Source organism: Sulfuracidifex tepidarius, from assembly GCF_008326425.1.
Lineage (GTDB): Archaea > Thermoproteota > Thermoprotei_A > Sulfolobales > Sulfolobaceae > Sulfuracidifex > Sulfuracidifex tepidarius.
Genome location: NZ_AP018929.1, coordinates 2,545,139 through 2,560,765 on the forward strand (window position 1 = coordinate 2,545,139; position 15,627 = coordinate 2,560,765).

Genomic DNA, 15,627 nt, shown 5'->3' on the forward strand with positions numbered 1-15,627 from the left:
TACAAAAAAGTTGTTAAAAAGAAAAGTTATATAGCTTAAAAATTTCACTTTTTGTCTAGCATATTCTGAAGCTCTTTTGGAGCGTCCTTCTCGGATACTGCTCCTCTTCCAGTTTTTCCTCCGCCTTCATCGTAAGTGAAGCTTATCATTTTGCCTACTTTCCATACTTTCTTTATTTTTGAAGTATCTACCTCTTTCTCTTCTCCCTTATACTTGAACTTTACCATTACCATATTGCTTTCCCTAAATAAGGGTTAAGACACTATCATTAATAAACCTTACGATAGTTACGTAAGTAATACTTATGTTAATTCTTCAAGGTGTACTACAGATAACTCTATAATTCTTTCAATTTAAGTATAGTTCCATTAGCGGTCAAAGTCAGCTAGATGTGGAGATTCAAAGGGAGCAAGATTAATGTGTAGGAAACCTTAGGGAAACCTAAAGAAGGAACGTGAACAGTCATTAAGGCTATTAAAAACTAATTCTTAAACTGCTGATATATACGTGATTATTCTTATGATGCTTCATGGTTTAGCTATCGCCAATAAGGGTGAAACCCAGGATGTTTCCAACTTAGAAGATTGAATATGAGACCGAAGGTCCAACCGAGGATAATAGAGCAGAAGCATGCCGCGTTGATCATTACGTTAACGCATCTAGATAGATCTTACTAAGTTGGTGACTGCTATGCGGAGAAGACACTGCTAAATTCTTGGTGTATCTCTTCAATTTATTTCAAATAAGTAACACAGTATAAGAAAAGAGTTTTTAATAACTAACGTCCCCAGTATCTTGAAGACCACCACGATGATGTCATGGTAGTCCATGCATATAACCCGGCTGAGTATTACTTCCTTGGCCTAAACCAGGAAAGGACTTTGACCTCACAGACTCGTCTAAACTGCCAAAATTATTTTTAAATGAGAAACTTTTACCATTCCACAACTCTTTCGCCCTTTAAACCACGTTAAGACAAGTCTGATAGCGGGATCAAAACATTAATTAAAATATCATAATATGAGAGGGATTGTCTATATAATTTAACAAAATTAGCTTATTAACTGCTTAGCTTCAACGTGATGAGATAAAACGTGCTTGTAAAAATCTTCTGCAGATGAAAAACGTTCCCCACATTTACATATGTAACGGTTCTTAGAATATTTGTCTAAATAGTTTCTACATTCGAAATATAGCTTTTCCAAGGAATTATTCAAATCCCTCTTACTCCTCTTGGAAAGTAAGTCGATATCCTTATCTTTCACGGCGTTGAGAAAAGGATAATATGAGATTCTTTTAGATGTGCTTCCATGTATATTTTTACCTTTCATAAGTTTATTTAGAGCCTCAACCATTGTCATTGCCATCTACTATATTGATTAGGAATTGACGAATTTAAATATTTATTCAAAAACAGTTGTTTGCTAGAAAGATTACGTTAAAGGATTAGATAGGCTGAGGAAAGAGAATTTTATAAGGTTAAAAACAAGTATTTATTCTTTACTTTTTATCTTTGATTTAATTATCTTTGATAGAATAGCGGGATATACACTGAGCCTAATGATAAATGTATCTATTAGAGCTGCTAGTGCTATGGCTGCCCCTAGTTCCGAAATGATAGAGATGGGGTCTGTTACTAATACGCCAAAAGACGCGGCTAATATTACTCCCAACGCAGTCACTGCCCCAGCTGATAGAGTTATACCTCTAATTATTGATTCGCTTCCCTTCTTTTCTTCCTCTCTTATTCTGCTTAAGATGAAAACGCTGTAATCACTGCCTAGTCCCATCATTAGAACGTAAACTATCAAAGGTATGAAAAATATGACTCCAGTAGAGGTATTAATACCATATGCAATATAAACTATTGAGAGTGAAGAAACTATAGTTAAAATAATAGTCAGGATCATTCCTAATCCTATCCTAAACGAACGCATGAATAGTGATAATACCACAAAGAGTACTAGAGGAAGGGCTATTACAATTCCTTCATAATATGGCATTAAATAGCTTTCCAAGTCCATATATGTTGAGGTAGTCCCGCCTATATATCCAATATTAGATACCTCTTTTTCTATGTTTGAAACTAGAGAGAAAGCTTGTTTGCTGTCTGATGGATAGTTCATGATAACAGTTATTAATGCTGTCTTGTTGTCCGTTCCTATATTTTCTTTCATTAGTTCCCTCACCTCCTGGTTATAGGTACCATTGAAATTACTCGGAACCGGTCCAAAGACTTGCTTAACGCCTTTCATATGGGAGATGTTGTTCTCTAGATTCGAAATTCTCATAAGAAATGAAGTGTTAAAATTGTAATTAGAATGGATGACTATTAAGATTGGATTAATGAATGAGTGACCGAATGCATCATCTATAACGTTTAAACCCTGAACTGCAGGATAATCTGGAAGTGCTGAGGTATCATTGAAGTTCATTGGTATGGAAAGAACAAACAAACTCGCTGCAATGCCAACGATTAACACACCTACTAAGATACCGTTTGAGTGCCTCAATGAAAACCTTGATACCTTTTCTATGACTTTATTTGACGATTTAGCTTTAACATGTGAAGGCCAGAAAGTCCTCTTTCCAAGCTTCATGTAAATTAATGGGAGAAGGGTCACTGCAATGAGCAGTGTAAGCGGAATCGTTGGAGTTATAACTAGACCCCATGTCCTTAAATATGGGACGAAGACGAAGGATGAGAAAACCGCAGTTACCGCAGTGCCTGATATAAGTATAGCCCTACCTGAAGTAGAGACGGAAATACTCATGGCTTCTGCTGATGATTTGCCGTTTTGAAGTTCCTCCTTAAAACGCGACATGAGGAAAACACTGTAGTCTGCTCCTATACCCATGATCACTGAAATGAGGGGTTCCACTATCTCGAAGTTCACGCTTCCCTTTAAGATGCCCACAATCGAGATTACTCCGAAACCCATCAGGACTGAGAGTGCTATTAAGGACAGACTGATAAGGGGAGCAACTATGGATCTGAAGTATATGCCTATCACTACAAGAAGGGCAATGAAAACTAGCGCGAAAGTCGTTCCCTGTCTTGATCCCTCAGATGAAGAGAGCTCCTGTATTATAGGAGCTGTACCCGTGACATAAAACTTACCGTGAAAGACGCTACCTATAGCGCTCTGTACCTCGTTCGATATAATTCCGTCAGGATAGGTCCCGTTCTTAAACGAGAAACCCGGAGAGTAACTGGTGTAGACGAAGACTACGCTTACGTTATGAGCTACGTATTGGGAGATCAGAGACGAAGGAGGAGTAATAACTTCATAAAGTAGTGGATCGTTTGCGTTGATAGGTTTAAAAATAAGGAAGCATACGTCCTTCTCTGATATACCAGTCTCCTTTGATACAGAAGCCGCGATAGATGAAATGTTAGTATAATCGCTAGAATTAAGATATTTCAGTGCTACAAGTCCTATTGGGTTCACATTTTTCAAAGACCCCTTAAACGCTAAAGTGTAGGAAAGGGTAACGTTTCCTGTGGACTTGTATTCTGTCACAAAAAGCTTAGCAAAAGAAGAGTAAAACTCAGTGAAATTTACTGTATAGTTAGATACTTTCACTTCCTCTGGGAGTCCCTTAGAGGCTTTCAGTAGTGAAGTTTGGGAATTATTACTTTCAATATAATATTTTATAAAGTGCGACGGAAAATAATATAAGGCATAAGCTGAATCGTTAAGCAGATCCCCTGTTTGATTTGCGATTTTACCTAAAGCCGTAGCGTAGTCTATGTAAACGTTAGCTACACTGGTTGCGTTCTCCACACCTTTAACCTGAAGAATCTTTTGAGATACTATATAGTTATCAAAAGGAGTAGCGTTAATTAAAGCTATATCAATAGAGTTGTTTGCTGAACCGGAAGGAAAATTCTTGTTCAGCAAGTCCTGAGCTTTCACGGACTGGAAATATGATGGAAGAGTGTAATTTTGATTGTACGATAAGTGGTTAGATGACTGAGACGCTAAAACTAAAGACAGCGAAATGACAATTACCCATATCAACACTCTTGCCTTAGCATGCATATTTATCAAACGAATTACAAGACTTAAAAACTGCCATTCTAAATTTCTTTAGCAGGAAACTCAAATTTATAGAGAAATTTAAAAATATTTCACTTTTCTAGAAAAGACCTAAAGACTCTATAGTTACAAAGTCTTCGATGTCGGTTAAACTTGTAAACTGATCCGCTATAATTATGCTGTATGTATGTATGCTCATAATAGATAATCTGTTTTTGAGGTTTTTAAAAAATGGCCATTATATGGAATAGACAGTTGTCTATATTCGTCGAGGCTTTCAAATTGATAGAAAGTGGTAGCTCTACCGAGAACGCCTTTGATACAGCCTTTAGAAGAATGGGTAACAAGATAGATAGAAAGAGGGCATACAAGTTGTTCCTCCTTACACTGAACCAGATAAATTACGTAATGGAGATGTATCCATGCAGGGATCTGTATGAGGTTTTCTCCCTTGCGATGACCTTAGTAAAACAAGGAAACTTCAAGTTGACTCCTTATCACTTCCCAACATGGATTAGAGAGAGACTTGTTCCTCTCCTGGGCGAGACAGGTATAATTGAACTCCATAAAAAAAGCGAATGGATTAGAGTTAATACACTAAAAGGGGATGCTACCGAAACAATAAATTCGTTAAAAAGAAAGGGCATAATCTTAGAGGAGAAGGAATTTCCGATGTATAAAGTGGCCAGTAGTACATTCCCTATTTCAAAGACCCAGGAGTTTAGAGACGGACTAGTGATACCACACGACATGTCCAGCTATTTGGTTGTTAAGGCTTTGAATCCCAAACCCTATGAAAGGATTTTGGAAGTGGGAGGTGCGCCAGGGATCAAGACATCAATTATACAGCAACTTACTAAAAACAAGAGCGAAGTGACATCCATTGATGTGTCTACAAGACGAGTTGCTACACAAAAAGAGCTTCTCAAGAAGTGGAGTGTATCTAATGTAGAGTTGATAATAGCTGACGGGGAGAACATACCCGTAAGAAAGGCTGATAAGATACTTATAGATGCACCTTGTAGTAACAGTGGAACCTTTGCTTCAGATCCCGCTGTTTTCCTGAGATTAAACAGAACAGAGTTAAAGAACCTCATAAAGATACAAGATAAAATCCTTGACAAGGCGTTAAGCTACGGCGTCCCAACCGTCTTTTCCACTTGTTCTCTATTTCCAGAGGAAGGAGAAAAACACGCAGAGAAATACTTGAACTTGATTTCAAAGATAGACTGGGGAGAGTCTTTCTACGGTTACAAGAAATCTAAAGTTTACATGCACGTAGTTAGAACTTACCCTCATATACATGAATCGGATGGATTCTTCATCTCCAGATTTAATTTCTAGAATAGGTCCTTAATAAAATTATTATACTACAAACATTCAAATTACAACATTAGATTTCCTGATCGTTTGTTATGTACTCCATTAGAAGAGATTCTAACTACAAAATTGTTGGAGTTATTCAATAAAGCAGAATCTCTATATGTTTAATTTAGAGCCTTTCTTTAAGAAGCTTTCTCCATAACTTACCGTTATCATCAACACCGCTCTCTACTTCATAGCCCATTGACATCCAATATTCCATACCACCCTGCAATACGTAGGCCTTCTTCTTGTATAGATGTGGCATTCCATAGGTCGCGTATCTAGCTCTGTTACCGTGCTCACAGACTACTCCTACTTCATGGTCTTCAAAAAGATCCTTGAGGTACTCTAAGTAGTCTAATGGAACTAATAGGGAGCCAGGTATGTGGTGATCTTCATATTCTTCAGGAGTCCTCACATCTATCAGCTTAATTTTCCCTTGTTTCCACATCTTTCTTATCACTGAGGGAGGCAACTCAAGCACGTTTTTCACGAAAGGAGTAGTGTACTGCTCTATTACTTCTACCATTTTTGTTTCACATTAAACAATGTTAAACCAGTATAAAAATTCTTTTATTGCGTTAGAAATCTATTAATTACTTCTAGAATATTTATTTTTTATAAAAAATAGTTAATAAATGTTATCCATCTTCACCGGTATAGAGGTTATTCTCTTCCCTACTGCCCTCTCTAAGGCCCTTACTACTGCAGGAGGAGTTCCTATTGTTGCTCCCTCTCCTATTCCCTTAGCAGGTAAGGGCGCGCTAGACATACCTACTTCTACGAAGTCCCACTTTATGTTGAAAGTCTCCATTGAAGTAGGAATCCCATATTCTGCGAAACTTCCCGTAATTAGGTTACCGTTTTCATCGTAGACCATCTCCTCCATCACAGACTCCCCCCATCCTTGAATCACACCTCCTCTAACTTGCCCTTCAGCTAAGAGAGGATTGACAACTTTCCCTATGTCGTCTACTGCGTAGTAGTCAAGTACCTTGGGTTTGCCCGTCTCATCTACAGCTACTAGAGCAACGTGGGAACCGTAAGGGTGCGTCAGGTCATCCATTCCAAAATATGCAGTTGATTCCAGTCTTGGCTCTTCCTTGTAGACCCATGGACCACCCAAGTTTTCCGTTACTTTGCTGGCTATCTCTTTGAGCGAAATCTGTTTACCCGTCTTTGGATTTACGACCTTCCCGTTAGTGTATTCCAGCTCCTGTACGTCAGACTTGAGAAATTGAGCTGCGAGCTTCTTTGCACGTTCTTTGACTTTCCTTGAGGCCAGGAGTGCAGCGTTTCCAGCTAACGTCAAACTTCTGCTACCATAGGTACCAAAGGCTTCTCCTATTATCGCGGTATCTCCCCATATTACATCTACGTCCTCTATAGGTACGCCAAGTTCATCTGCAACTATCTGAGCTACTGCAGTACCATCACCCTGACCGTGAGGTGCTGCACCTATAACGACAAGTATCTTACCGTCTCCTCTTACCCTGACTGAGGCGCTCTCCCAGGGTCCGAAGTTGTTCTCTTCGACGTAAAATGATAGTCCTACCCCTGCCCTAATACCTTTCATTCTAAGCTCCTCTGCCTTCCTCTCAAATTCTCTGTATACATGCTCAGATTTTTGAAGCAAGGAGATGAAATCTCCGCTCTCAAAGTTTATTCCCAATGGGTTTTTGTAAGGTAAAGAGGTAACTAAATTCTTCTTTCTGAAATCTATCGGATCCATTTTTACTTCGTCTGACAATATATCCATTATACGTTCAATTACGAAGGTAGCTTCTGGTCTTCCGGCTCCTCTATATTGATCCAAAGGAGTTTTGTTAGTGTAAACGCCGTAAACGTTGACCTTCACGTTAGCTATTTTATAAGCGGCGGGAAGCATCGTTGCAGCTATATCTGCTAAATAAGTGGAGTGTGACGCTGCTCCCATGTCCAAAATTAGATCATCAATGATAGCTGTTATCGAGCCGTCTTTCTTAGCTCCTGCCTTAACGTGATGTATTTGGCCTCTACCATGATACGTGGATTTCATGTCTTCGCTCCTAGTAGCTATCCATTTCACAGGTCTCTTGGTCACTATGCTCGCATATGCAGTTATGAAGTCCTCAGCGTAAGGGAAGAGCTTTGACCCAAAGGCTCCACCCGTATCTGCCTGAATTACCCTTATGTCATTTACTTTGTCCCCCAGAACTGAAAGAAGAAACTTCCTCATGTAGTGAGGGGATTGAGTTGAAGCATAGACGGTCAAACTACCCTGTTGATAAACTGACAGAATTCCCCTTGGCTCCATTGCGCCGGGGTAAACTCTGGAAATCTCTATCTTTTCGTCTATCACGACGTCTGAATCCTTTATTGCGTTCTCTGGGTCTCCAGCAGAGTAGACTTTCTTGTATCCAACATTGTCCTTGTCCTCTATCGCTCTGATCTCGTTCTTAAGTGATGTTTCTGGGTCTAGAACAGAAGGTAATTCCTCGTAGTCTACTTGTATTAACTCTGCTGCATCTGCTGCAGTATACCTATCCTTAGCTATTATAACAGCTAAAGGTTGTCCTGTATAGAGTATCTCGTCCTTAGCCATGGGAAAGTTTCTGGGTCTATTATCCAGCTTGAAATTCAACCCCGTAATTACTCCCTCTACTCCTGGAAAGTTCAGAGCGTCTCTCACGTCTATCTTAGTCAGCCTAGCGTGCGAAACGTTACTCCTTAAAATGAAGATATCTAATGTACCAGGAAAAGCTAGATCATCAACATATTTCCCTTCTCCAGTTAAAAATTTCAGGTCTTCTTTTCTCTTTAACCTTTGACCTACGTACACATATTATGGTTGAATACAATGAATATAAACCCTATAGCAGGCTCAAAATGTCGTCACTTTTTGTTATTCTTTTCCTTCCAGCGAAGCCCTCGTCCACGTAATGCCAGAAAGAGATATCGTCCTCACTAGTTAACCAACACAAGTATGCAGGCTTTCCGTTTATTATTGCTGGGAAATCGACTAAGCCTATAGTCGGATCCCTGACCAATATTCCTCTCCTAGAGATATCGTCGATTATACCTTTTGTCGCTACAGTATAGAGAGTTATAGCGTCTTTCTCTCCCTTCATTAGAGCGTCCTCTGCCATATACTTAACTCCATTAAGTTCTTCCATTTTCTTCCTTAACCAACTCATCATTGATCTAGCAGTTTGTAAATCATAATAGGGAAACTGGTACTCCATATAATAGTCAATATGTCTATACACCTATTTAAAGAAGCTATAGTTTAATTCCTTTCTTAAGAATGTTAAGAAGCTCAATGATTATCCCTACAACTATCAAAACTATACCTCCGAACGTCCACTGTTCACCGTAAAGGGTAGTCTTCACACCGGAGAAAATTAGCTTCGCGGTGACGTTACTGGTCACGTTAACCGGGACTAGTCTAGTAGTAGAGTTATCACACTTCGTAGGTGGCAAAGTAGAGTTCACGAACTTCACATGAGAGCTTTCCTTCAACACTGATATCTGATAATTGCCCTCGCTTAAAGGAATAAATGCTGGCACAGTAAAATTTTCTGTTCTACCATCATGTTCAACCGAGACCTCAGCTGTTCCTTTATATGATATTGAGAGCTCAGGGTTTATCATCAAAGGACTAACGTCAATTGAGTATGATCTGGAGAAAGATATGTTCTGCTCGTAGTGATGAGTAATTGAAACCGAGGACAAGGAGGCCAGCACTATTCCTATGCTGAGCAACAGAAGTCCTACCCTTATTATCAAACTTGGTACCTCTTAAATAAAATGAGAGAAACAATAATAAAAATTATTCCCAGTGTTAAGTCTATAAGTGAACCGAAGGAGGACATGTTCAGAAGAGATCCGTTGCCAGTAACGTAATACCCCAACAACGAAACGTAGGGATTCATGGCAGACGTAACATACTCCCCCAAGATATTCCTTGAGAGTATCAACTCGTAGCCACCCAAACCTCCGAATATGAACAAGGAACCTAGCACGAAGACTGACACCAAGGCAGTAGCTCCAGGAGATCGTATCTTCAGCGTTGCCATGAGTATGAAAGAAGTGGAGAAGAGGTACCCAGCCGAAAACACTTCGATTATTGCCAACGCAACACCGCTTAAATTAACCCCGAGACTGACCAGATAGAAAAGTGTAGTAAGTACCCAGATTATATATGGGATTCCTATATCGTTGAGGAGGAAAATCAGGAAAAGTTGAGTCCTTCTCACGGGCATCATCAAGAAGGAAACTATTGAGTTATTGAAAATGTGATCCCCAAGGACGAAGATTATGTTCCTCAAAGCTAATGCAAATGCTAAAGTCTCAGATACGTTTATGACGGGAATTCCTGCAAGCACCAAAGCGAAGGGTTTGAAATCTCCTTGTGCAAGAAAGGCTGGAAAGAACACATTAGTCGCTATCATGACAGGGATTATGAGTTGGAGGGTCGGATCCCTATATCTCTCATTGAAGATTATCTTGAAAGTTCCTTCCAGTCCTTTCGAGGAAAGCATCATCTAAAGAAGACCTTCTTATCATAATAATCTTTACTTTAGCTTCATCTATCGCATTAACGATACTCTTAATGTCACCTTTGACTTCTATATAAGCTCCTGAAATTCTAGCCTCATAATTACTCAAAGCCCTCAAGGCCTCTTGAGGCTTGTCTACCAAGATCACAAGTTTATCCTCTTTCTCTTCCCCTAGAAAGGCGTTCACAGAGGAAGAAGCCACGATCCTTCCTCTATCGATCATCACGACGTGGGTGATCACTCTCTCAAGTTCGCTCAATATATGTGATGAAATGAAGAATGTTATTCCTTTCTTCTTGTTCAAGTTCGTTATTATTGAGTTAAACTCGTTTCGAGCAGTAGGATCTAGGTTTGCAGTGGGTTCATCAGCTATTATCAACTCAGGGTCGTTCAAGAGTGCAGACGCTAATTGGACTTTCTGTTTATACCCTGCTGAGAGTTCTGCAAGCTTTCTCTTCCTGAACCTCTCTAAATTGAATTCGTTCATGATTTCTTCTGGGTCTACCCTCTGGTAAAGGGATGCTATATCGTAAAGGAAGTCTTCCACAGTGTTCAGTTGCGGAAAATACAGCTTATCGAAAACTATGCTAATTCTTTCCCTGATCTTCGGATTATCCCAAGGGTTCATGCCTAGGACAGCGACTTTCCCCTTATTAGCTTTCAATAAACCTGAAAGAATCTTTATGGTAGTTGTCTTACCTGAGCCGTTTGGGCCTATGAAACCAGTTATTGACCCCTTTTCTACGCTAAAAGAAATATTGTTGAGTGCTATTGATCGTTTAAAACTTTTCGTTAACCCAAAAACTTCTATAACACTTGACAACGATACTCCTTTTATCTAATTTAAATTTAAATGTTTTCTGATGAAGTACTTACTGGCAGAATTAGAGAGAAAACTGAGGAATGCCCAAGGCGGACTAGTGATAGTTCCAATAGTGGATGAAATATATGAGAAGTTAAAGGACTACAGAGAACTAGTGGTACTAGCTAATTATTATAGAAATATAGAAAATCCTAGAAATACAGTTGTAATTAATGCAATAGCCACTTCTAACCTTCTCAGAAATATGAAAAGGATCGTCCTATGGGAACCTTCGGAGGAATACATGAGGAAGATGAAGATTTCTTTCACAATTACTAGTATTCCCGTGAGAGAAATATCTCCTAGGATTGTATCGAAGGAAAGAGCTGAAATCTTAACCAAAGTTCATGAGCGATTTAACTATCCTGTCATACCATCCAACCCGAAAGAAGGAGAAATTCTCTCACAGAAAGGGATAGAAGTAGTCCACAACATCCATGAGCTAAGGTCTAAAAACGTAATTCTTTCAAGACCTTTGAGGGAATCAGCTTACACTGTGTTGAGGTCTAAAGTCCTCCAAGGAGGTCACTTAGTTGATATAACAAGCACGAGCAGGACGCACGAGGACTGGGAAAAGGTACGCATGGCGGAAGCAGGAGTTTTCTGCCCTCCTTCATTTGAAGAGGTAAACGGATTTGACCCAAGGACGTTTCCAGAGAGGACCAACATATCGTTAAATATGAGAGAAGAAACATGGAAGGAATTCAGAATATTCCCTAGAAGCCAGGAAGTCGATATAAAATTATTTAAAGACGAAATAAAATTTAAGAACAAAAGAATTTTTATTTTATTTAATGAATTTGATAAGATCTCTATAAAGGGACCTGCTAGGAACTTCACTTTCAACCATGACGATGTAAACACGCTAATTAGGATTGCTCTGGGCAAGGATACCGAACCTTTCCCCACCTTGGCTAAAGAGTGTGAAAGACTTTTACAAGACAGACTTACATGCTTCAGAATCGCTGCAGAGACGATGCTCAAGATTTTGTCTCTACCTAGACAAAGGAACCAGGACGTTTACGCCGAAGTATCTAGAGTAATAAACAGACAGCTTACCAACGAGTTAATTAAAGGACAGGAGAAGAAAATAGAATCGAAATACCTCGGGAGGAGGTTCACGCTCTACATAAAGAGTGAAGGAAAGATTTACCTCGTGTTAAGAGGTGAGTCAGAAAAGGGAACCAAACTCAGATCTAAAATTAGAATAGGACCTACTTTAGAAACTATGGTGAAGTTAAGAAAAGTCGTCACGGAATGGATAAGAAGTAGTATAAGTAGCTAGTTTTCCCCTTTGGAGACTACAACATTTCCCTTAAAGCTCAATATGATCTTATCAGCGTCTTCAGCGTACATCTCTGGATCTTCTATAAAGGAAATGGAGTTTAATTCATTTCTTTTAACAAAGAAGTTAAGTATGAATCTGTTCAGAACTTCAGGTTCACAATTATAAACTGGCATCTCCTCACATAACAGTTCATTTCCTTCTACTTTGATCTGTCTTTCCATAACCGTCTCCGTGTAACCTGGCTCGAGTACCATGGAATTAATGAAATCGGCTATCAACCCTAATGTCCTCGGGATACCCGTAGGACTTTCGAATTGAAGGATGGTGAACCTATTAAATGCAGAGAAAAGTCCTACTCTACAAGAAGGGATGAAATAAGGTTTCATTTTCTTTATGCTACTCATGAAAAAAGAGTCTACCACCACAGGACCGCTGACGTCCCCTACCTTTAACTCTGGCTGTTTCTCAACCTCTACTTTGATGTTCACGTCGCTTCCTGCTACTTTCCCCAACAATGTTAACGTATCTGTTGATATCTTGAAAGAGAAATTAAAGTCAAACCTCGAGTTTTCTAATTCTTCTGAGAGCAATTTAGAAAACACTTCCTGCATTTTCGTCTTCCAACTTCCTAGCGGATCCTTTGGATCTAGTCTCCCATAAAGACGGGGCAGTGAATAAGTAGCTTTGAACAAGTAATAAAACGTTCTAGCTATAGCCCTTCTAGAGATGCCTGTCTGTATTACAGTAACTTTTTCCTCTGTGTCTAAGGTGTACGTTTTCCCTTGGTAATTTACTTCAATCTTCATGAAGAATATTATGTTTCATGAGGTTTTATCTTCTTAGGTAGGGAGAAAGGAAGAATTAATTAGACTGCATAAAGACTGAAGCATTATGTATCCAGAAAATGATTAAAAAAGTCTATATTTTGCTGGCATGGACGATTCACGTATCCTTTGTTAATTCAGTTTATTTACCGAAATAGAATGAATTTAATTGAATGCTCTCGCACGGACTGGGTATGGATTCGAGCTTAACAATTTCCTTTATTTAATTTATTCTTACTATAATTACAATCTGCAATGGAAACTTAAATCGCCCTTGACATATTATATATGAAGAAATATAAATATGGAGATATATTTCAAATACTACATAACTAATAACCCTTCTCCCAAGGTACCTCCTCTACGAACGAATCACCTAGCAAGGGCTCCCACCATTCCCTGTTTTCTCTATACCAATCAACGGTTCTCTTGAGACCTTCGTCTATAGATATTGTATCGTATTTGATAGAGGGTTTCATCTTGTAGAACCTATCATGTCCTGGTCTATCCTTGACGAACTTGACCTTAACTTCTTTGCCTAATATGCTTCCTATCTTGTATATTATTTCTATATTACTTATACTGTGACCACCCGGAATATTATAGATCTTTCCTTTCTCTCCATTTTCTACTATTCCCTTTATTATTCTGGCAGTGTCCTCGACGTATATCCAGTCTCTAACTTGCTTTCCGTCTCCATAAACTGGAATTGGCTTATCAAAGAGTGTTCTTATTATAGTCTTTGGTATCAACTTCTCAGGAAATTGCCTTGGACCGTAATTATTAGATGGCCTAATTATCAATGCATCAACTCCATAAGTCCTCACGTAAGCCATAACAAACATATCTGCAGATGCTTTCGATGCAGAGTAAGGGGAAGATGGTCTCAAAGGGGAGTTTTCGTCCGCTTCATTGTCACCATAAACTTCGTCAGTTGAAATGTGAACTAACCTAAGGTTCTTTTCCTTGGATATTTGAAGGAGATTTACGACACCAAACACATTGGACTCCAAGAAAGGCCTTGGGTTCACAATAGACCTGTCGACGTGAGTTTCTGCCGCGAAGTTAACTATCACGTCTACCTTATTCTCCTCCACAACTTTTTTGACTAGCTCATAATCTGTTATATTCCCCTTAACGAAAGTGCAATCGACTCCACGTAAGTTCTCCTCTCTACCAGCATAAGTTAAAGCGTCGAGAACTATTGAATCTTTCAATTGCCTTACAAAGGCAGAACCTATGAACCCAGCTCCACCGGTAACTAGGAACTTCATATATGAACATTATTTCCTACTTTAATATTTTTGGTGAAGCTCTAAACTTATTGTTTCATTTTACCGGGGAGTAAAACGAATCCATGAGGAACAGTTGTAGCAACTTTCCTCGCACGATGACGTACGTTTTTCTCTTGAGGTTTCGAGTCTAACTACGTATCGCGACCTTTTAAATAGAGACAATTAATAAACCCCATTCTAAAATCTTCTTCCATGGCTAAAATCAAATTCTACGATGGAAAATGGGATGTACCTTCTAACCCTACTATACTCTACATAGAAGGTGATGGAATAGGGCCTGAGATAACGAGGGCAGCCATTAAGGTAATTAATACAGCGGTTAAGAGAGCGTATTCGGGATCGAGAGAAATAGAGTGGAAAGAAGTGCTGGCAGGAGAGAAAGCCTTCAAAGAGAAAGGAGATAGATTTCCTCAGGAAACCAAAGATAACATTGAGGAGTATAGAGTAGTCCTGAAGGGACCTCTTGAGACGCTAATTGGAAAGGGATGGAAATCCATAAACGTAGCTATAAGGTTAATGCTGGATCTTTACGCAAACATAAGGCCGGTGAAGTACATAAACGGAATAGAAAGCCCATTGAAAAATGCGGAGAAAGTAGACATGATGATATTCAGGGAAAACACTGACGACCTCTACAGGGGGATAGAATATACGTATAACAGCAGCGAAGCTAAGATGATCAGAGACTTCCTGAAAGAGAAGCTCAACGTGGAAATAGAGGACGATACCGGAATAGGAATCAAGGTGATAAGTAAAGCCAAGACACAGAGGATAACCAGATTAGCTACAAAATACGCAATTGAGAAAAAGAGAAAGAAAATCACGATAATGCATAAGGGAAACGTAATGAAGTACACTGAAGGAGCATTCAGGGAGTGGGCATATGAGACTATCTTAAGTGAGTTCAGGGAAAGTGTTGTAACAGAGGATGAAATTAACCGGGGAGTAAAAGGGGAAGGTAAGGTAATAATCAATGATAGAATAGCCGATAACATGTTCCAGCAGATAATTCTGAGGCCCGACGAGTACGATGTAATCCTAGCCCCTAACGTGAACGGGGACTATATTTCAGACGCTGCCGGAGCTTTAGTAGGAAATATAGGCATGCTAGGAGGGGCTAATATAGGAGATAACGGAGGAATGTTCGAAGCAATCCACGGAACTGCACCAAAGTACGCAGGGAAGAACATGGCTAACCCTACCGGAATAATAAGGGGAGGAGAGCTTATGCTGAACTTCATGGGATGGTACGAAGCTTCCAATCTGATAGAGAAGGCGATAGAGAAGGCGATAGAGAAAAAGAAGGTTACTCAAGACATCGCAAGGTTCATGAACGTGGTTCCTCTTTCCACGTCAGATTTTGCAGATGTTTTGTGTAAAGAGATAGAGAGCATATAGAAAAACAGGGA

Annotated in this window: 14 protein-coding genes; 3 read left to right on the plus strand and 11 right to left on the minus strand. The window is 39.3% G+C overall.

All coding sequences use genetic code 11. The features are described 5' to 3' along the window. Nucleotides 1–44: 44 nt before the first annotated feature. From sul7d to IC007_RS13015, 3 genes are all read right to left on the minus strand, one after another. Nucleotides 45–233 (minus strand): Sul7d family chromatin protein, encoded by a 189-nt coding sequence (gene sul7d, locus IC007_RS13005; protein ID WP_054838413.1) that lies wholly within the window; start codon nt 231–233, stop codon nt 45–47. An 819-nt stretch (nt 234–1,052) separates the two neighbouring features. Next, nucleotides 1,053–1,367 (minus strand): hypothetical protein, encoded by a 315-nt coding sequence (locus tag IC007_RS13010; protein ID WP_232048939.1) that lies wholly within the window; start codon nt 1,365–1,367, stop codon nt 1,053–1,055. Nucleotides 1,368–1,493: 126 nt separating this feature from the next. Then, nucleotides 1,494–4,046: an MMPL family transporter gene (locus IC007_RS13015; RefSeq protein ID WP_054845307.1), complete on the minus strand. Its 2,553-nt coding sequence runs from the start codon at nt 4,044–4,046 to the stop codon at nt 1,494–1,496. A gap of 228 nt (nt 4,047–4,274) precedes the next feature. Here IC007_RS13015 and IC007_RS13020 point away from each other — a divergent pair, with 228 nt between their 5' ends. Continuing rightward, a complete protein-coding gene (locus IC007_RS13020; RefSeq protein WP_149528882.1) occupies nt 4,275–5,387 on the plus strand; it encodes an RsmB/NOP family class I SAM-dependent RNA methyltransferase in 1,113 nt (370 codons plus the stop codon). A gap of 148 nt (nt 5,388–5,535) precedes the next feature. Here IC007_RS13020 and IC007_RS13025 read toward each other — a convergent pair whose 3' ends face one another. From IC007_RS13025 to IC007_RS13050, 6 genes are all read right to left on the minus strand, one after another. Then, entirely contained in the window at nt 5,536–5,937 is a 402-nt protein-coding gene (locus tag IC007_RS13025) for a rhodanese-like domain-containing protein (RefSeq protein WP_054845308.1), read from the minus strand. 102 nt (nt 5,938–6,039) lie between these two features. Further along, the gene (gene cutA, locus IC007_RS13030) at nt 6,040–8,229 is read right to left on the minus strand and encodes a glyceraldehyde dehydrogenase subunit alpha (RefSeq protein WP_149528883.1); all 2,190 of its coding nucleotides are present in this window, start codon (nt 8,227–8,229) and stop codon (nt 6,040–6,042) included. Between the two features lie 31 nt (nt 8,230–8,260). Further along, a complete protein-coding gene (locus IC007_RS13035) occupies nt 8,261–8,632 on the minus strand; it encodes a DUF2203 domain-containing protein (RefSeq protein WP_054845309.1) in 372 nt (123 codons plus the stop codon). Nucleotides 8,633–8,669: 37 nt separating this feature from the next. Beyond that, entirely contained in the window at nt 8,670–9,176 is a 507-nt protein-coding gene (locus tag IC007_RS13040) for a hypothetical protein (protein WP_149528884.1), read from the minus strand. Further along, nucleotides 9,173–9,934, minus strand: coding sequence for a hypothetical protein (locus IC007_RS13045; protein ID WP_149528885.1), 762 nt, complete (start codon nt 9,932–9,934; stop codon nt 9,173–9,175). The genes IC007_RS13040 and IC007_RS13045 overlap by 4 nt, the downstream gene beginning before the upstream one ends. Next, on the minus strand, nt 9,882–10,772 hold the full coding sequence (locus IC007_RS13050) for an ABC transporter ATP-binding protein (RefSeq protein WP_232048940.1): 891 nt from the start codon (nt 10,770–10,772) through the stop codon (nt 9,882–9,884). The genes IC007_RS13045 and IC007_RS13050 overlap by 53 nt, the downstream gene beginning before the upstream one ends. Before the next feature lie 40 nt (nt 10,773–10,812). Between IC007_RS13050 and IC007_RS13055 the strand changes: the two genes are divergently transcribed. Continuing rightward, nucleotides 10,813–12,096: a hypothetical protein gene (locus IC007_RS13055; RefSeq protein WP_054845313.1), complete on the plus strand. Its 1,284-nt coding sequence runs from the start codon at nt 10,813–10,815 to the stop codon at nt 12,094–12,096. Here IC007_RS13055 and IC007_RS13060 read toward each other — a convergent pair. Both IC007_RS13060 and rfbB read right to left on the minus strand, forming a co-directional pair. Further along, a complete protein-coding gene (locus IC007_RS13060) occupies nt 12,093–12,905 on the minus strand; it encodes a hypothetical protein (RefSeq protein WP_054845314.1) in 813 nt (270 codons plus the stop codon). The genes IC007_RS13055 and IC007_RS13060 overlap by 4 nt on opposite strands. 350 nt (nt 12,906–13,255) lie before the next feature. Then, nucleotides 13,256–14,197 carry a dTDP-glucose 4,6-dehydratase gene (gene rfbB / locus IC007_RS13065; RefSeq protein WP_054845315.1) on the minus strand — a complete coding sequence of 314 codons (942 nt, stop codon included), beginning with the start codon at nt 14,195–14,197 and terminating at the stop codon, nt 13,256–13,258. A gap of 213 nt (nt 14,198–14,410) precedes the next feature. Between rfbB and IC007_RS13070 the strand changes: the two genes are divergently transcribed. Beyond that, nucleotides 14,411–15,616 (plus strand): NADP-dependent isocitrate dehydrogenase, encoded by a 1,206-nt coding sequence (locus IC007_RS13070; protein ID WP_054845316.1) that lies wholly within the window; start codon nt 14,411–14,413, stop codon nt 15,614–15,616. The last annotated feature ends 11 nt before the right edge of the window (nt 15,617–15,627 follow it).